Here is an 18425-nt window from a genome sequence, read left to right on the forward strand (position 1 = left end):
TTAAATAGCCTTTGAGACTACTTTTTGATGCTTTTGCGACTTTTGCCGAAACCCCAGGTTACTAAACCTGTCAGTAAGATGGCACTCATTGTATTGGGTTCAGGAACTTCCTTGGTTCCGCCTGTCTTACCATCTGTGTTATTACCTGTCTTACCATCTGTGTTACCACCTGTGTTACCGCCATTGCTGTAGTCAACTCCGCTACCCCCATTGCTGTAGTCAACTCCAGTACTACCGCCTGAAGTTGGAACTGGAGTTGGTTCGGGAGTTGGTACTGGGGTGGGAACTGGAGTTGGTTCGGGAGTTGGTACTGGGGTGGGAACTGGAGTTGGTTCGGGAGTTGGTTCGGGAGTTGGTACGGGAGTTGGAGTTGGTACGGGAGTTGGAGTTGGAGTTGGTACGGGAGTTGGAGTTGGAGCTGGAGTTGGAGTTGGAGTTGGAGCTGGAGTTGGAGTTGGAGTTGGAGTTGGTTTGGGGGCGATCGCAACCGGATTATTCACAAAGGCTTCACTTCCACCATCACCAAAGGCTTGGACGTGGAAACCCAGGCGCAGCGCACCGCTTTGTAAATCACTAAAGACATTGCTTAACGTTTTGCCTGGATCTAAATTAAACAGGATACTAACCCATTCTCCAGGATTCACACCCATCTGTGACGTTGGCTGGTTAGCATCCACTACGAAATCTTCTGAAAACTTGACCGTATTCCCGCCCGGCAGATTACCTTTGTTCGCCTCAGAAAACGACACTCCGCTGCCGCTATCGGTAATTGAGATTATGTTCTTCAAAACGCTGGAGTCATCCCAGTAAAGTTGGGTGATCGAAGATAGTTGCGTTCCGATGTTGCTGAACTTAAACAAAACCTGAGTAGCGGAAAGAGTCTCTCCACCGCTAGCGTCGGTGACATCTACAAACAACTGGGATTCCCCAGTTGCCTCGTTCATGGCGTTATTGTGAGTAATGTTACTAAATCCAAACTGAATGGCTTGCGCTTGGGTGGCGGTTAAGGCAGAAGATACAACAGCAACACCAGCAGCCAGCAAGGAATGTCCAATTAATGTCGAAAATAACCGTGTCATTGTAATTAAAACCTGAGTCTGTTTGAGCGTGTATTGAAGTTGCGCTAGGGGAAGCTTGATATTTCACTTCCATGCTGGGTTGTAGATAGCAGGAAGGTTAACCCTGATTTTAATAATTGGAACTTGTAGCTTAGCTTTGTTTTAATTAAAGCTAATGTTTACCTAGCTGCTTCAATTTCTACTATATCCACTGTTTAGTTTAGTGTCTATTACTAGAACGCAATCTTTTTTGTATCTTCATTTACTCTCAAATTTTGATTAAAATACTGTGTAATTTACTGATGCATATTTATAAAGTTATCTGATATTTATCGGTTATAGCCTGGTTTGCATTTATACATAAACCACCAAAGGTATTGCAGGGCAAGGCTCCTGAGCTAAGCAAAAACTTTTCATAGAGATTATTTATAATTAATTATTGTAAGTATTACTTATTAACTATAAATTCAATATCAGCATAAATACGTAAACGAAACCAGTAACAAGGTCTGGGTTAGGCAATTTTAAGTATATTCCGATTATTAGTAGCCTTAGATATAAATTAGACAGTTAAAAGACACAAAAAGTTCTCAAGCAATCCTTGCAAGAGTTGTGGAATATTTTTTTCATTTGTCAGGCAGGTGTTTCTCCGGCAACAGGCTATAATAGCCAATCCTACGGTTTACAAACTATTTAGTAAGCTGGCGTATATTTGATATTCTTGAATTTGTCAATAAAGAAATCGTTAGCTAATAAGTAACCGAAGCCCATATTTATTTGGGTATTTACCGAAAAACATGGTAGTAAATGAGGTTGCTAAAATTTGACGCAGTATTTCCCCGCAGAGGCTAGACTGGTTAGAAATCAACACTTAGCAGAAAACTACTGATGAGCGATCGCGCTTGAGCAGTATATATTTACAAAAGCGAGTTCATTGTGCCTTCTGGGAGGTTAAAGAGCGATCGCTTGGCTCTTTGAGTAAACATCTGGGAAATTACCTAAATTTTTAGGGGTAAGGCATCGAAGAGATCGGGAAAAGGGGTATTGGTGAAGAGGAAGACGAAACAGTTGCATTCTTGGGTTCCACAACGCGGAGCAACGACTAAAATGCCGATGTAATCGCCTCCGCTCCTCCTCCTCAGTCCCTTTCATTGTCAAACAGTGTCACTCAAATAAGCGATAGACTATAGCCTAGACTCGATAATATCCTTGTAAAGACTCCATATAGCCTACTGCCGATGTTAATGTTGAAATACAGGTGTGCAGAGTGAGTCCAAACACAAAGCAGATTTTATGCTCTAGCGGGTCATATAAGTTTTGAGAGTGAGCCAAATCACAAGTTTATATTGCACTAAATGGCAGACGTTTTGGCGACTAAACTGCTAAGCTTTTTAAATTAATACCAAGAGCTAGAGTCCTCATTCGGACGTGCGTCCCACAAGAGGCAGTAGCGTCAAAAAAAGTTTCCTCAAGAAACGCTTGGTCTATCGGCACCTGCAATCATGCCAGTGAGCAGTTGTGATTCATACTCAAATTTAAGCATAGGGTCGTCTACCAAAGCACTTTTTAGTATGTCAGTAGAAGTTATACCATTTGGTATAGCTTTGCAACCACGGTTCGACCTAGGGCTTGGGCTAAACAGAGCAGGGCATTTCCACGCGATCGCTCACCTGGATGGCACAAATTATATGCAGAACCGAAAACCTTACTGATGGATCGCAATCGGAACCCTACAGGGAACACCCATGTCTAGCATACAAAACCTATTCACAATTCACTTTTGGGGCGTTAGAGGAAGTATTGCCTGTCCGGGGCCGGAGACAGTCCGGTATGGCGGCAATACACCTTGTGTGGAGATGCGCGTGGGTGGTGAACGCCTGATTTTTGATGGCGGCACTGGTCTACGAGTTTTGGGGCAATCGCTCCTGTCCCAAATGCCAGTGGAAGCTTATATGTTTTTCACTCACTCCCATTGGGATCACATTCAGGGGTTTCCCTTCTTCGTCCCTGCTTTTATCAAAGGGAATCGCTTCCACATTCACGGAATGATTGCTCCCAATGGCTCGACGCTGGAGCAGCGCCTGAGCGACCAAATGCACCACCCAAATTTTCCCGTACCTTTGCAGATCATGGGAGCAGATTTAAAATTCTACGATCTGCCAGTAAGTCAAAAGGTGGAGATTGGTGAAATTACGGTTGAGAATGCGCTCCTGAACCATCCAGGGGAAGCTGTGGGTTATCGCGTTAACTGGCGGGGCTGTGCGGCTGCTTATGTTACGGATACAGAACATTTGTCAGACGGTCTAGATGAAAAAGTTTTGTGGCTGGCGCGGAATGCAGATGTCCTGATTTATGATGCCACCTACACCGATGAGGAATATTCCTCGCCAAAATCCTCTAAAGTCGGCTGGGGACATTCCACATGGCAGGAAGCGGTGAAAGTGGCGCGGGCAGCTAATGTGAAAAAATTGGTGATTTTCCATCACGATCCCCTGCACAATGATGATTTTCTCGATCGCACTGGCGAGTTAGTAGCTCAACAGTTTCCCGATGCGATCATGGCTAGAGAAGGGCTGTCAATTCAGGTAGCGCCTCCTACGGTGCAGAATGCGATCGCTCAAAAAGAGGCAGGTGTCTCAGCCTGAGACAATTCATGGTCAATAGTCAATTAGAAATTGGCTACTGACTAATTACAAAATTATGTAAAAATGTAAAGCGTGTGGGTTACTTCTTCTCCTAACACTGCTATAACACCAACCGCTGTTGCTCTGGGAAACTTTGACGGAGTTCATCGCGGGCATCAACAGGTAGTCAGACCAATTTTAGAGGTTTCTGGCGCTCCTGCTGCCCTGACGCTTCCTCAATCGGCCCTAAATCGGCGGGAGCAACACCATTGGTTGAGCCTGCGGGAGAATGCTCATCAGTCCTCAGAAACGGGGATGCAAACAGATGAACATCTAATCTCAACGGTAGTGACGTTCAATCCGCATCCCAGAGAGTTTTTTACTGGTCAACGCCGGGGGTTGCTGACACCCCCACCGGAAAAGGTGCGACAACTCAAGACAATGGGTGTAGAACAGTTAGTGCTGTTGCCATTTGACCGGCAATTAGCTTCCTTGAGTCCAGAAGATTTTGTAGAAAAGATTTTGGTGCAGCAGCTCAAAGCCCGTCGCATCAGCGTAGGAGAGGATTTTCGTTTCGGGTGTAAGAGAGCCGGAACAGCAGCAGATTTAAAAGCGATCGCAGCCTCCTATGGCATCCCAGTCACTCTCGTACCCTTGCAAACCTGTGAAGGAGAACGTATCAGCAGTTCCATCATTCGTCAAGCTCTAGAGTCAGGAGATTTAGAGCAAGCAAACCGCCTGTTAGGGCGATCCTACACCCTCACAGGATTAGTAGTAAAAGGGCAGCAACTCGGCAGAACCATCGGATTTCCTACCGCCAACCTGCAATTGCCTCCTGAAAAGTTTTTGCCCCGTTTTGGCGTGTATTGTGTCAGAGTCTATAACGAAGTCGAGAGCCTTTCGCAAGTCACACAGCCACAGGCAACAGCCAATATAGAAACCCAAGCAACTAGCCTCACCACAGCAAAAGATGCTTCTGTCTTGCCTATAGAAGCCATTGGTGTGATGAATATAGGCTGTCGCCCCACTGTAGAAGGAACTTCTCCCACGGTAGAAGTTCACCTGTTAGATTGGTCTGGGGATTTGTATGGAAAGACCCTAACAGTGAGCTTAGAAAAGTTTTTGCGTTCAGAACAAAAATTTACTTCTCTAGAAGCCCTCAAAGCCCAAATTCATGCAGACTGTGAAGCTGCAAGAGCTTTTTTGAGTAGTCATTAGTTATTATCAGCCGGAAAAAGCGATCGCATCTTGCAGCAGTCACGATGAGTAACACAATTTTGTCCTAAAACAAAGCCACGAACTAAAGTTTGGGCTAAAAGCTAAAGTCAGTTTTAACTGGCTGAAATACAGATTTTATTAAAGAAAAGTTTCAACTCGTTAAAATCGGTTTAAACTTTCTAGTGTGAAATTTATTTCAAAGCTTGTGGTAATACGTTCAATTCAGGTAAGTAAAGAAAACAACTGACAACAGACCATAAATTAATGACAATGGAATAATAACTAATGATTAAAGACTATGAGACAACGTATTGAGCAGCTTAACCAAAACTTAAGTCGTACTATTGTAGGGAAAGGAGATGCCATTCGCTTAGTGCTGGTAGCGGTACTTTCCGGCGGTCATGCTTTGCTCGAAGATGTCCCTGGCGTTGGCAAAACTTTACTGGCAAAATCTCTGGCACGCTCCATCGACGGCAAATTTCAGCGAATTCAATGCACCCCTGACCTTTTGCCTACAGATATTACCGGAACGAATATCTGGAATCCCGCTTCAAGAGAGTTTGAATTTTTGCCGGGGCCAGTGTTTGCTAATGTGCTGCTGGCAGACGAAATTAACCGCGCTACACCCCGCACCCAGTCTGCTTTGCTAGAAGTGATGGAGGAACGACAAGTTACCGTAGATGGGGTTTCTCGCACTGTACCTAGCCCGTTTTTTGTCATCGCCACTCAAAACCCAATTGAGTATCAAGGTACGTTTCCCTTACCAGAAGCTCAAATGGATCGCTTTACTCTTTCCTTAACCTTAGGCTATCCCACAGAACAAGAAGAACTCCAGATGCTGCAACGCCTCGCTGAAGGCGTGACAGTAGAAGATTTGCAACCGTGTATTTCTTTGGAAGATGTGCAGGAGTTACGGCGTTTATGTCAGGGCGTGAAGGTGGAGATATCTTTGCAACAGTACATCCTTGACTTGGTGCGGGCAACCAGGGCAGATGAAGAAATTACTCTGGGTGTAAGTCCCCGCGGTACAGTTGCCTTACAGCGAGGCGCTCAGGCACTAGCTTTTCTGGAAGGGCGGGATTATGCTATTCCCGATGATATAAAATTTTTGGCACCTCACGTTCTTTCCCACCGTCTCATACCATCTGGCGGTCGCCGTGCTAAGACAATTGTGGAGCGGCTGCTGCGCTCAGTTCCCATTCCGTAAGCCAGAAAATGAATATCGAGCAAGCTTTTAATGCTGCCGCAGCAGATTATGATAAGCTACGTCGCACCCTGATTCCATGTTTTGATGACTTTTATGGAACGGCGGTTCAGGTCATACAAATTGAGCGTACAGTACCCCTGAAGGTTCTTGATTTGGGTGCGGGGACTGGACTTTTTTCAGGTATGGTTCAGGCAGCGTTTCCTCTAGCAGAATTTACCCTGATTGACTTAGCCGGTGAGATGTTAGAAATAGCTAAGTCTCGATTTAGCAGCATGGGTAAGTCTCCCCGAATCGTAATTGACGATTATGTTAAGGCTGATTTGGGAGGGCCATATGATGTAGTTATCTCTGCCTTATCGATACACCATCTATGCGATTCTGACAAAGAACGTCTTTTTCTGCGAATTTACGATGCCTTGAGTCCAGGGGGGATGTTCGTCAACGCGGATCAGGTACTAGGCACAACTCCTGAATTAGAGAAACTTTATCGACAACAGTGGGTTGACAAAGTTGGCGCTATGGGTATCTCAGACGAGGAACTAAATGCTGCCAAAAAACGTATGGAATATGATCGCATGGCACCTCTGGAGGATCAACTTGGTTGGTTAGAAGCGGCTGGTTTTGTAGACATAGATTGTTGGTACAAGAATTTTAGTTTTGCGGTGTTTGGCGGGCGCAAATGAAGCGATTCTGGAAGGCACTCCCCTTGTAGGTGGGGTTTTGACTGCTAATGCTGCTTTGAAATGGGTTTTGTGAGGATGGGACGAAAAGTTAGATCGACACAACGGCAACAACTAAGGAAAGAAGTAGCGAAAGGCGGTAAACGCAAGCGATCGCTATTTACTTTATTCTTGCTACTTTTAGTCTGGAGTCTTATCTTGGGCTGGGGGCTGGCACAAGCAAGGGATGTCAGCAGTCAGTCGTCAGTCAAGAGCGAACAGAGGTCAATGAAAGTTGAAACGTTGGTAGGTTCTAATAACTTGGCAGCTTTCCAATCGGACATCTCTCAAGCGCCAACAAACAACGGACAAGCGACAACTGACCCGGTTTCCGGTCGCCTCCAGCTAGGGCAACAACTTTACCTGGACAACTGTGCCACCTGCCATCTTGCCCTACCTCCAGGGGTTCTCCCTAGCGAAACCTGGCAAAATCTGCTGCAAGAGACGCAGCAGCATTACGGAACCAAGCTACCGCGCATTATCACTCCCACACTTTTACTCATGTGGGACTACCTGCGTACTTATTCTCGTCCACAGTTAGAAAAAGAAGCAGTGCCGTATCGGGTCACAGAATCTCGCTACTTAAAAGCACTCCATCCCCGCGTCAACCTGCCCCAACCAACTACACTCTCCAGCTGCCTTACCTGTCATCCCGGTGCCGAGAAATATAACTTCCGTAGTCTGACCGCTGAATGGGAAAATTCACCCTAGCTTGGGTGGGATGCCCGTACCGTTTCAGCCTGAACGAAAATGATACGATAATTTTAGGTTTTAGATTTTAATCCAAAATCTAAAATCATCGCCAGCGGAGAAACTCCTTCGCCCCACAAAATCTAAAATTCTTAAGTTCTCTCTATCCTCCTATGTTTAAAAAAATACTGGGCGATCCTAACGCACGCAAGCTAAAAAAATTTCAACCTTACGTTGTAGACGTTAACCTTTTCGAGGAAGAAATCCAGGCGCTGTCGGACGAGCAACTAACAGGTAAAACAGCGGAATTTAAACAGCGCTTAGCAAAAGTTAAAACATCGCGGGAACGCGAAGAAGTTTTAGATGAACTGCTCCCAGAAGCCTTTGCTGTAGTCCGGGAAGCTGGTAAAAGAGTTTTGGGAATGCGCCACTTTGATGTACAGATGCTGGGTGGCATAGTTCTGCACAAAGGTCAAATTGCTGAGATGAAGACAGGGGAAGGAAAAACCCTGGTGTCAACTCTGCCTGCTTACCTAAATGCACTCACGGGCAGAGGGGTTCACGTAGTCACAGTTAACGATTATCTGGCAAGGCGCGACGCTGAGTGGATGGGCCAGATACATCGATTTTTGGGCTTGAGTGTAGGGCTGATTCAATCTGGGATGGGGCCACAGGAACGCCAGAAAAACTACGCCTGTGATATTACTTACGCTACGAACAGCGAACTGGGTTTTGACTACCTGCGTGACAACATGGCAACCTCAATGGTTGATGTGGTACAGCGTCCGCCAAATTATTGCATCATTGACGAGGTGGACTCGGTATTGATTGATGAGGCACGGACACCACTCATTATTTCGGGACAGGTAGAACGCCCCACAGAGAAGTATATGCAGGCGGCTGCGATCGCAGCTGCTCTGGAAAAAGAAGTGGAAACTGACGGCTCAAAGGTTGGGCATTACGAGGTAGACGAAAAAGCCCGTAACGTCCTGATGACCGATGAAGGGTTTGCCAGAGCCGAACAGTTGCTGGAAGTCAAGGATTTGTACGACCCGAACGACCCTTGGGCGCACTATATCTTCAATGCAATAAAAGCTAAAGAGTTGTTTAAAAAGGATGTAAACTATATCGTCCGCGACAATGAAGTAGTGATTGTGGACGAGTTTACAGGTCGCGTGTTGCCCGGTCGTCGTTGGAGTGATGGATTACACCAGGCGATTGAAGCAAAAGAGCGGGTGGAAATTCAGAATGAGACGCAAACACTGGCGACAATTACCTATCAGAATTTCTTCTTGCTGTATGACAAGCTAGCCGGGATGACCGGAACAGCAAAAACTGAAGAAGCTGAGTTTGAAAAAATTTACAAGCTGGAAGTAACCCAAATTCCCACCAATAGACCTCCCGGACGGCGGGATATGCCAGATGTGGTCTACAAGGCAGAGGCAGGAAAATGGCGCGCGATCGCTGAAGAATGTGCCGAACTGCACAAACTTGGACGGCCAATCTTGGTGGGAACGACCAGCGTAGAAAAGTCGGAATTGCTATCAACTTTGCTTAGCGAACTAGAGGTTCCCCACAACCTGCTGAATGCGAAACCGGAAAATGTGGAGCGAGAGTCGGAAATCGTCGCTCAAGCGGGACGCAAAGGCAAGGTGACGATCGCAACAAACATGGCGGGACGCGGAACCGACATCATTCTCGGCGGTAATTCCGATTACATGGCACGTCTGAAGCTGCGAGAATATTTTATGCCCAAGATTGTGCAGCCGTCAGAAGAAGATAGTTTTGCCTTAAGCTCTGTTCCAGGGGCTTCTGGACGTGCGCCTGCACAGGGATTTGTTCCGGGCAAGAAGGTGAAAACTTGGAAAGTTAGCCCGCAAATCTTCCCGACGCAGTTATCCCGGGAGACAGAACAAAAGCTGAAAAGTGCGGTAGATTTTGCCGTGCAGCAGTATGGCGAACGGAGTTTGGCGGAATTGGAGGCGGAGGATAAGATAGCCGTTGCTTCCGAAAAGGCACCGACTGACGATCCAGTAATCCAAAAGCTGCGGGAGGTTTACAACTTAATTCGCAAAGAGTACGACACCCTTACCGAATCAGAACATGAAGAGGTGATAAAACTTGGCGGTTTGCACGTCATCGGGACAGAACGCCACGAATCGCGTCGGATTGACAACCAATTGCGCGGTCGGGCGGGTCGTCAGGGCGATCCAGGCTCAACGAAGTTTTTCTTGAGTTTGGAAGACAACCTGCTGAGGATTTTTGGTGGCGATCGCGTAGCAGGATTAATGGATCGGTTGCGCGTAGATGAAGATATGCCTATCGAATCCGGAATGCTAACGCGCAGTCTGGAAGGGGCGCAGAAAAAAGTCGAAACCTACTACTACGACATCCGGAAGCAGGTTTTTGAGTACGACGAGGTGATGAATAACCAGCGTCGCGCTATCTACGCCGAACGTCGTCGCGTCTTGGAAGGTCTGGATTTGAAAGAACAGGTGATCCAGTATGCTGAGCGCACGATGGATGATATTGTGGATGCCTATGTCAACCCGGAATTACCTTCGGAAGAGTGGGATTTAAACAGTCTGGTGGCAAAAGTTAAGGAATTTGTCAATCTTTTGGCAGACCTAGAGCCATCTCATCTAGATGATATGGGTGTAGGGGAAATCAAAACTTTCTTGCATGAAGAAGTGCGAAAAGCCTACGATCTCAAGGAATCGAATGTAGATCAAATTCAGCCGGGTTTGATGCGACAGGCAGAGCGGTTCTTTATTTTGCAACAGATTGATACCCTCTGGCGGGAACACTTGCAAGGAATGGATGCTCTCCGCGAGTCGGTGGGTTTGCGCGGCTACGGGCAAAAAGACCCCCTGATTGAGTACAAGCAGGAAGGTTATGAAATGTTCTTGGACATGATGACGGATATCCGCAGAAATGTGGTATACTCCCTCTTCCAGTTCCAACCCCAAGCTCAGCCGCAAGCAGTTTAAATATAGCGGTTCTCAGTCAGAAAGTCGGAACAAGAGAACCCCACGGGAACAGCCAACCAAAGTTGGGAGTGGGGTTCTCTTATTAATCGGTAATTAGGATTTGATAGTCGTTGGCAGTAACAAGCGGGTTAAGTAGCGGTTTCCTTCCATTTGGTAGAATTGGAGGTTGCCGCCAAAGGAACGGACAAAGCGTTGGCAAATTTTTAGAGCAGGTAATTTGGGCGCTGCGAGTACCTTAAAGTTAAAGGTTTCGGAATTGGTAATTAATAATTCTAGTAGAGGCGGGGTGAGGCTACCCGGTCGAGCCGCATGACCAGAGGTATCAGACGATGGGAAAAGACTTTGCTCGTTGGCACTTTTAACTTCAGTCTTGATATTTATCCGGCTACCAACTGGGGCCAGACGACCCGCGACGCTGAGAATTTCGCAGAGGACACATTCGAGTTTGAGTGGGTCAGCATAAACGTCCTGGTTGCTACTAGCACCCCCAGAACGCACTTGGAGTTGTCGTTCATGATACAGGGGTGCTAAGAGCAAAAGCGATCGCTTCAACACACTTGTTAGCGTCACCCTCGTCAGATGTTGTCGCAGCTGCCACTGCTCCTCTTGCAGGAGTGGCGTGAATTCTGTCAGGATATTCTCTAATTCCCGCAGCAGTTGCGTCGAGTGCATCCGTACTAAAGACTTATCTGGCTGATTCCCCTTAGCGGGTGATTCTAGTTCATTTAGGCGGTTGATGCGGTCAGTGGTAGCCTGATGCAGGCTTTCCAAGCAGCGATGTTTATACCAGTTGAGCTGTTCTAAGTTTCTTACCTCTTGGTGTAGAGTTGCACTCAACAAGTTATAGCGGCGAATTCGGGCGAACTGTCGCACCAGAGTTTCTAAAACTGGTAGAAAGTGCTTAGACCACTCGCGCCCCCGATCGTCTGCAAGTATGATGAAACCAGCCAATTTGGGATTTTGGATCTTCGATTTTGGATTAGAATCGTCTTCCGACAATCCAAAATCTAAATTCGGTTGCTTTGCAAAATCCGGCAGAGCCATAATTAACAGACAGCCGATGCCGGGACTACTCAGCCATTGCCGAGAAGAAGTTGGGATTTGGGTGCCGCGTTTTTCGACAAGACCATCCGTAGCTAAGGCTTCCTGAATTAGGAGATCCGTTGGTGGTACCGACAGTCCTGGGGAAAGGGCAAAACGAGGATTAGCCATTACCGCCGCCGCGACCTTCCCGGTTTTGTGGCGTTCCGTTGTGCCTTCCCAGTCCAGAAGCATAGCTAAGGGACATTCCAGCATCTCAGAGAGGAATTGTACCAAGGCGCGATCGCTTTGTGCTTGGTCTGACGATGCCGACAAAAGCATTTGCAAACCGTTGTGGAGGTGAAGTTGCGCTGACTCTGAGAGTTTAGTGAGGGTTCTCAGGTTGAAGGTGCGTACTGCCACACTTAACTGTTGGCTGACGATGCCTACTAAGGATCGCTCAGTTTGACTCCAAGTTCGGGGGGTGCTGTGGCAAATAACTAGAAAACAGGAAAAAGAAGTATCCGCATCTTGCACAATAGGGCATATTAAAAGCGATCGCACGCCCACAACCCCCAAGCTTTCCTTCCAACTTAAAAGTCGCTGGTCTTGTTCCCAATCTTCTATCGCCACTACAGATGACTCGCTTTGCTCAAATAACTGCTGCTGGGCATCTGTAAGGCGGATTAAGCCTGTCGTCAGCGGTCTTCTGTTAAGCGGCTGGCGCTGGTAAACAATTGTGTAGGGACTTGATGATTGGGGATTTGAAGATGGGGCGGCTTGAGGAAAGCTTTCTTTTCCTTCTTGGTTCCCAGCCCCCAGTCGCCAGTCGCCAGTCTCCAATCCCTGCACTATCAAAAAACGTTCCACACCCAATCGGTTTAGCAGCAACTGAGCGCACTGATCTAAGGCTTTATCCGCATCAGTATTATCTGCGATCGCGCGGGCGCACTCAGCAACCAGTTGGGCATCCTGTTGAGTTGAGACCAGTGTTGTTTCTATCTCCTCACTGCCCGCTCCCAGGGCGATCAACTGGGCAGCAGCGCGGATATAGTTTTTTTCCGCCTCTTCCCAAATCCGGGCTTCATTGCCTTCTACAGCCAGAAATCCCACCAGTTCTTGCTGCACCAAAATTGGCGCTGCCAGTAAAGACCTTGCCCGCAGTCTAGAAAGCAACTGTCCTGTCACTTCGGCTTTCAGAGGGCTTCTGCCAGCACCAATCGCAATTAACCTATTTTCATTCAGAGCTTGATAAAATTCGCTAACTTCTTGTAAAGTGATGCCAGCAGCAGCACTGGTTAACGGGTTTGTTAGTCCCTTAGAGGTGTGGCGATTGCCCACCCGGTGCCAAAAATAGCGTCTCTCTGGCGAATACCAATAGATGCTGGTGCGCGTTGGTGCAACGAATTGCTGAGTCATGGCTACTACCGCTTCCAAGCGTTGCTGCATCGTGGGAAACCGGGCCATCTGGTCTATCACTTGGAACAGCGGTTGGTCGGGGCGCTTGGTAGAGGAATGCTGCCAATCTAGTTCTATCTGATAAAGTGCAGTAGCTAATCCTCCGAACAATAGTGACATCTGGGCTTTTTCGCCAGCGCTTTGAGAACCACCCCATACGTGTGACCCCAGCAGTACAACGCCATAACAACGGTCTTTGCAGCGCAAGGGGAAAAAAAGCGCTCCCTGAACCCCAAATTCTTGCGCCGCCCGCCGCCATTCTCCAGCCCGCACTTCTTCGCTCAAATTCGGCACACTCACTGGTCGCTGTTGGATCACTACCTGTTCTAAAAGGTCGCCTGGGGTGAGGGTAAACTTATTTTTCAGAAATTTGGTGTCGCCAGTAGGGGTGATCCCTCCTTTGCCAAACAAACGGTGATCTAATTTATCGTAAAGACTAATCCAAATCAGGCGATATTCAAACTCTGAGACAAGATAATTCAGGGTGGTTTCGATGAGAACGTCAACATTCTCCTCTTCCCGCAGGGTCTGAAGAACGCGCCCCAAGGCAACGATTTGATTTTCGTAGTCTGCTGGACTTTGCTGATGACCCATGTTATTTAACTACGATGCTGCCTTTATACCATTTTGGCTACAAAAATTTTGGATTTTGGATTGTAGAGACGTGATATATGGCATCTCTACGAGTAGTTTGTTTCAGAAATTGAAGTATTGTAGGCATAATATCAAGTGGTATTAATGAATTAAAATTTTAAAATAAGAGATAAATTCGGTTATTATCCATTTTTAATTAGCATTTTTAAGGTTTAATTTTTTTGACCAGTAACCAGCTTTTGGATTAAAGAAAGTGGATATATATCAAGCCGCTATTCGTCCGGTTTTATTTTCTGGGTTGAAAGCCGATCCAGAATGGCTGCATCAGCAAACTTTACAGATGTTTAGTGCCTTAGCGCGATCGCATCGCCCCCCTAGTAGTTGGATTCTCTCTCAACTCCAGCAAACCTACTGTCTCCAAGATTCTCGCCTTGAGCAAACTCTCTTTGGGCTAAAATTCCCTAATCCAGTTGGTTTGGCAGCTGGGTTTGATAAAGATGGCGTTGCTGCTAAGATTTGGCAGCATCTCGGCTTTGGCTTTGCGGAACTCGGCACTGTGACGTTGCACTCGCAACCGGGAAACCCCCGTCCTCGCCTGTTTCGCTTGGCCGAAGACAAAGCCGCCCTCAACCGGATGGGATTTAATAATCAAGGAGCAGCTGCGATGGCAGCTAGGCTAGAAGCTCTTGGTCATTCCAATTCCCAATTCCCCATTCCCCTTGGCATTAATCTAGGTAAATCTAAGATAACGCCATTAGAGTCTGCTGCGGCTGATTATCTTGGTAGTTTTCGACTCTTGAAGGATTGCGGCGATTACTTTGTAGTTAACGTAAGTTCTCCGAATACTCCAGGTTTACGAAGTCTCCAATCAAAAGAGCAGCTGAGTCTGATTTTGGATGCCCTGCAACAAGAAAACCAGGGAGAAAAACCTATATTAGTGAAGATTGCACCAGATTTGGAATGGGAAGCGATCGCTTCGGTCATCGAACTAGCTCAAAACTACCATTTGGCGGGGATTATTGCCACTAACACTACCATCAGTCGGGATAATCTCAAAACCCAAACAGTTACCTCGACAGGTAAACCAGTTAGCGAAGAAGCTGGCGGGATCAGCGGCGCACCAGTGAAACAGCGTTCTACTCAGGTGATTCGCTTTATTTATCAGGAAACCAAAGGCAAATTACCTATTATCGGTGTCGGTGGCATTTTCACCGCCCAAGACGCCTGGGAGAAAATCGTCGCAGGTGCTAGTCTACTGCAAGTTTACACTGGCTGGATTTACGAAGGCCCTTGGATGGTGCGTCGCATTCTGGAAGGACTACGGCAAAAATTAGAAGAGAAAGAATTAGCTTCCTTCTCTGATGCTATTGGCATTGAAAATCAGCAGTCATATAGCAATCCTAAATGATTCATGAAACCCTGTAGGGACACGGCACTGCCGTGTCCCTACACTAGGGCGAATACTCGTTCACAACTTAAACAGGATTGTTATAGATTGGTTAAGCGAGGCGCACACCCCCAACCTACGCTTATTGACAACTGACTTCAGCCTGCGCTTCCTTTATATCCACTTGAACTGGTTTCAAGGGGTTTGAGCTTTGAGAAGTGAAATAAATTTCACGGCTCTTAAGTCAGTGCCATTCGACTAAGAATCTTTGTTTACCAAAATAATGTGATACTTGGAGTCAAAAACAATCTTTTCTTCTTGCTGTAACTTTCCAAGCAAGCGCGTGATTGTCACTCTAGTAACACCGCAGGCGTTGGCAAGGTCTTGATGAGTCAGACGAACACTCAGGCGAGTTCCTTGCGCTACGGGTTCGCCAATTTCCTGTTTCAGCAGCAACAATAAATTCTGTAAGCGATCTTGCAATCGTCGTTGTCCAGAAATAGCTAAAAGTGATTCTGTCTGCTGTAGCCGTCGATTAATTTTTGGTAAAATGCTCTGCGCTAGAGTTGGGGAGGCTGCTATTTCTGCTAAAGAAATGGTAACTAACTCCACGTCCGATAGAGCTGTAGCTTGATAGGTGTGTAGAGTAGTCAAACAAGAACCAAAAAGCATTGAGGGGCCAGCTAATCCTACAAGCACCTCTTCGCAATTTTCACCCATCGTAGTCAACCTTACTAAACCCTGACAAACTAGCCAAAGCTTTTGAGGGTCGAGGGGGACGATTTCCCCTCTAGAATAACGATGCACGACGCGATCGCTTTTGTTGTCGTAGTCATCCTTTCTTAATACGCCATTCGCCAGCTTGCTGGCAGTGATATCGCGAATCATCCAGCGCAATGTGGCTGAATTGCCCTTTTTATTGAAACTCAGAGCTACTGTCACAGCCGCATCAAAAATCTCTTTATGGCGCGGCTGTATACGTACTTCCCATTCACGCACTTGCTGCGGCTCGGACAGTTGGTTGAGTTGATGGCGGAAGTCTCGGCGCTCTTGTTGAGTGATGAAAACAGTCAGGGGTTTGCCTACTAGAAACTCGTGAGACACGTTGAGCAGCGCCGCAGCAGCGCGGTTGGCTTCTCTAATTGTTCCTTCTGCATCAGTTATTAAGTAACCCTGCGGTGCGAACTCAAACAGTTCCTGGTAGCGCTGGCGTTCCGCTTCTAACTCCTGTTGTACGCCTGCCAGTTCCTCATTCTGCTGGCGTAGTGTCTCTACAGCTACTTGCAACTCTTCCGACGCGATGCCTAACTCTTTGAATGCCGTCGGCAATAGCTCTGTTTGCCGCAACGGTTCCAATGCGATCGCGCCTTCATACAGATCAGCTAGACGCAAGTGTATGTCTTCTATCTGTTGGCTAAATATGTTTACATTCATCTCAGTTTTCCTATGTTTGCTGGTTTTTAATATGGAGGAATAGAGGCTACTCATATTTTTACCTTAAATTCTTCACTTCTTCTAGCAGTTTTTTCTACTGCCTATCACCTTCCTAAAGACGCATTGTTAACTTTTTATTTAATTATTTATCTTTATCGAATATTACGATTTATCCTTATCTTTATTCAAGATAATTTTTTAAATTTAAAATTACCCTAGTATTGTACTATTAAATAAATTTTTAATGAAAATTGGGGTTTTGGAACTTTACCAAACATTGACACAGTTTTAATGCCTAGCGTTCGCCTTGTTATATCCATTCTACAAATAATTAAGCCCATCTAATTAGCAACAGATATAACGATTGAAAGCATAGCGATTTCAATTTTTTGGTACTTTCAGACGATTAGCTATTGGCTATTTGTAATAGCTGATGTTGTTACTTGTCACTATCTACAATTATTTTAAAATTTTTGCAGATGGCGAGTATTGTTGATGAGAATAAGCAGCTAAATTTAACTAGGTTATCTGAGCGATCGCATAACAGCACCCTACGCGAAATTGTCTTAATTGAGTCCCTTATGAAAAGGGCAGGGGGAATCTGATGTGTGGCATCAAAAAGAAGATTAGTATTAGACTAAGGCAGAATCAGAAAACCGCACCGCTGAAACCACGTAAGTGTATCCATATGAGCAAAATTGCGATCGCTTCATCCGGATAATCTCCTTGTGTCCCGCTAGTTTATCCAGTACCTAATCGTTTTATCATCACTTTTTATGGCATTTCTCAACATCGTCAGAGAAGTCTTGACAGGTGTCGTGCAAGGGTTTCGTATGGCTTGGTGGGTAGAAATTGCTACTACCGAGCCTCGCTGCATCTACTATTTTGGCCCTTTCGATAACTCTGCTCAAGCCGCGGCAGCCTGCCCCGGATATATTGAAGATATTCACAAGGAGAAAGCTCAGGGAATCAAGGTTAAGATCAAACGCTGTAAACCAGAGGCGTTGACGATATGTGATGAAGAAAATGATGAGTTATGAGTTTTCAATTAATAACTCATAACTCATAACTTTTAGAATTCGATTCCCGGTTGCGCCTTAACACCCTGTTCCCGGAACGGATGCTTGACGAGAGTCATTTCAGTTACTAAGTCAGCTCGCTCAATTAGGGGAGCTGGCGCACCTCTGCCTGTGAGAATAACATGAGACTGGGTTGGCTTCTCTTGCAACCCCGCTAGCACTTCCTCCACACTCAAGAAGCCAAGTTTCAGCGCCACGTTAATTTCATCTAACAACACCAACTTAAAGTCAGGGTTGCGGATAAAGTTTAATCCAGTTTCCCAAGCAGCGTGCGCTTTCTGGATATCTCGCTCTTTGTCTTGGGTTTCCCAGGTGAAGCCTTCGCCCATTGCATGGAACTCTAGCTGATCTGAATAGCGACTAAACACAGCCTTCTCTGCGGGTTCCCAGGCTCCTTTGATAAATTGTACGATTGCTACCCGATAGCCATGACCTAGCGATCGCAACACCATCCCCAAAGCAGCAGTAGTTTTCCCCTTACCATTCCCCGTATTGACGATTATTAAGCCTTTTTCCTGGGAGGCTTTTGCCACCCGTTGATCTTGAACTTCTTTGCGCCGCTGCATTTTCCGCTGATACTGCTCTTGAGTTAGCGATGATGCTGTACTTTCCAGGGAGTCATCAACTTCTAAGTTTTCATTCAAGTCAGTCTGGCTATCAGTTTTCATAAAACCTTTACAGAAACAACTATTACATTTTTTAAAATTTACCTTAGTTTAGCAACTTTGTTAAAACAAAATTTATATAAACTATCTAATCTTTATGAAAACATTACTATTTTTTGATTAATTACTACTTACAATAAATTAATAAAAATTGTTTTTATTACCATGAAATTATCAGGCTAAGCAGGATACAGCTAGAGGAAACATTACGCTTAATGGTAATTTCTCTAGTCGGATTGTCTGAAATTCACTCAACAAATCATGAAAATCTTTCTTCTCCCA

12 protein-coding genes are annotated in these 18425 nt (G+C 46.0%); 8 read left to right on the forward strand and 4 right to left on the reverse strand.

The annotated features are described in order from the left end of the window. Positions 1-17: 17 nt before the first annotated feature. Positions 18-1079: a hypothetical protein gene (locus H6F66_RS27625; protein ID WP_199295020.1), complete on the reverse strand. Its 1062-nt coding sequence runs from the start codon at positions 1077-1079 to the stop codon at positions 18-20. A gap of 1724 nt (positions 1080-2803) precedes the next feature. Between H6F66_RS27625 and H6F66_RS10350 the strand changes: the two genes are divergently transcribed. The 6 genes from H6F66_RS10350 to secA all read left to right on the forward strand — a co-directional run bounded on the left by H6F66_RS10350 (position 2804) and on the right by secA (position 10506). Further along, positions 2804-3703, forward strand: coding sequence for an MBL fold metallo-hydrolase (locus tag H6F66_RS10350; protein ID WP_190420843.1), 900 nt, complete (start codon positions 2804-2806; stop codon positions 3701-3703). A 72-nt stretch (positions 3704-3775) separates the two neighbouring features. Next, entirely contained in the window at positions 3776-4900 is a 1125-nt protein-coding gene (locus tag H6F66_RS10355; protein ID WP_190420845.1) for a bifunctional riboflavin kinase/FAD synthetase, read from the forward strand. Positions 4901-5198: 298 nt separating this feature from the next. Continuing rightward, on the forward strand, positions 5199-6107 hold the full coding sequence (locus tag H6F66_RS10360) for a MoxR family ATPase (protein WP_190420847.1): 909 nt from the start codon (positions 5199-5201) through the stop codon (positions 6105-6107). Positions 6108-6115: 8 nt separating this feature from the next. Continuing rightward, positions 6116-6790 carry a class I SAM-dependent methyltransferase gene (locus H6F66_RS10365; RefSeq protein WP_190420849.1) on the forward strand — a complete coding sequence of 225 codons (675 nt, stop codon included), beginning with the start codon at positions 6116-6118 and terminating at the stop codon, positions 6788-6790. A 75-nt stretch (positions 6791-6865) separates the two neighbouring features. Beyond that, positions 6866-7537 carry a diheme cytochrome c gene (locus H6F66_RS10370; RefSeq protein WP_190420851.1) on the forward strand — a complete coding sequence of 224 codons (672 nt, stop codon included), beginning with the start codon at positions 6866-6868 and terminating at the stop codon, positions 7535-7537. Positions 7538-7689: 152 nt separating this feature from the next. After that, positions 7690-10506, forward strand: a complete 2817-nt coding sequence (gene secA, locus H6F66_RS10375; RefSeq protein ID WP_190420853.1) for a preprotein translocase subunit SecA — start codon at positions 7690-7692, stop codon at positions 10504-10506. Positions 10507-10599: 93 nt separating this feature from the next. On the opposite strand, the gene H6F66_RS10380 is transcribed toward secA, so the two are convergent. Further along, positions 10600-13578, reverse strand: coding sequence for a GAF domain-containing protein (locus tag H6F66_RS10380; RefSeq protein WP_190420855.1), 2979 nt, complete (start codon positions 13576-13578; stop codon positions 10600-10602). A gap of 253 nt (positions 13579-13831) precedes the next feature. Here H6F66_RS10380 and H6F66_RS10385 point away from each other — a divergent pair, with 253 nt between their 5' ends. Next, positions 13832-14986, forward strand: a complete 1155-nt coding sequence (locus tag H6F66_RS10385) for a quinone-dependent dihydroorotate dehydrogenase (RefSeq protein WP_190420857.1) — start codon at positions 13832-13834, stop codon at positions 14984-14986. A 237-nt stretch (positions 14987-15223) separates the two neighbouring features. On the opposite strand, the gene H6F66_RS10390 is transcribed toward H6F66_RS10385, so the two are convergent. Further along, complete coding sequence (locus H6F66_RS10390) at positions 15224-16399, reverse strand: helix-turn-helix domain-containing protein (protein ID WP_190420859.1); 1176 nt, start codon at positions 16397-16399, stop codon at positions 15224-15226. Positions 16400-17175: 776 nt separating this feature from the next. Between H6F66_RS10390 and H6F66_RS10395 the strand changes: the two genes are divergently transcribed. After that, positions 17176-17439, forward strand: a complete 264-nt coding sequence (locus H6F66_RS10395) for a DUF1816 domain-containing protein (RefSeq protein WP_190420861.1) — start codon at positions 17176-17178, stop codon at positions 17437-17439. A gap of 32 nt (positions 17440-17471) precedes the next feature. On the opposite strand, the gene cobO is transcribed toward H6F66_RS10395, so the two are convergent. Continuing rightward, positions 17472-18146: a cob(I)yrinic acid a,c-diamide adenosyltransferase gene (gene cobO / locus H6F66_RS10400; RefSeq protein ID WP_190420863.1), complete on the reverse strand. Its 675-nt coding sequence runs from the start codon at positions 18144-18146 to the stop codon at positions 17472-17474. Positions 18147-18425: the final 279 nt, after the last annotated feature.

The organism is Trichocoleus sp. FACHB-6 (genome assembly GCF_014695815.1).
Taxonomy (GTDB): domain Bacteria; phylum Cyanobacteriota; class Cyanobacteriia; order Cyanobacteriales; family FACHB-T130; genus Funiculus; species Funiculus sociatus.

Coding starts and splice junctions, on each gene's coding strand:
- H6F66_RS10365 (WP_190420849.1), top strand. CDS start 6,116: ATGAATATCGAGCAAGCTTTTAATGCTGCCGCAGCAGATTATGATAAG.
- H6F66_RS10380 (WP_190420855.1), bottom strand. CDS start 13,578: ATGGGTCATCAGCAAAGTCCAGCAGACTACGAAAATCAAATCGTTGCC.
- secA (WP_190420853.1), top strand. CDS start 7,690: ATGTTTAAAAAAATACTGGGCGATCCTAACGCACGCAAGCTAAAAAAA.
- H6F66_RS27625 (WP_199295020.1), bottom strand. CDS start 1,079: ATGACACGGTTATTTTCGACATTAATTGGACATTCCTTGCTGGCTGCT.
- H6F66_RS10390 (WP_190420859.1), bottom strand. CDS start 16,399: ATGAATGTAAACATATTTAGCCAACAGATAGAAGACATACACTTGCGT.
- cobO (WP_190420863.1), bottom strand. CDS start 18,146: ATGAAAACTGATAGCCAGACTGACTTGAATGAAAACTTAGAAGTTGAT.
- H6F66_RS10370 (WP_190420851.1), top strand. CDS start 6,866: ATGGGACGAAAAGTTAGATCGACACAACGGCAACAACTAAGGAAAGAA.
- H6F66_RS10360 (WP_190420847.1), top strand. CDS start 5,199: ATGAGACAACGTATTGAGCAGCTTAACCAAAACTTAAGTCGTACTATT.
- H6F66_RS10395 (WP_190420861.1), top strand. CDS start 17,176: ATGGCATTTCTCAACATCGTCAGAGAAGTCTTGACAGGTGTCGTGCAA.
- H6F66_RS10350 (WP_190420843.1), top strand. CDS start 2,804: ATGTCTAGCATACAAAACCTATTCACAATTCACTTTTGGGGCGTTAGA.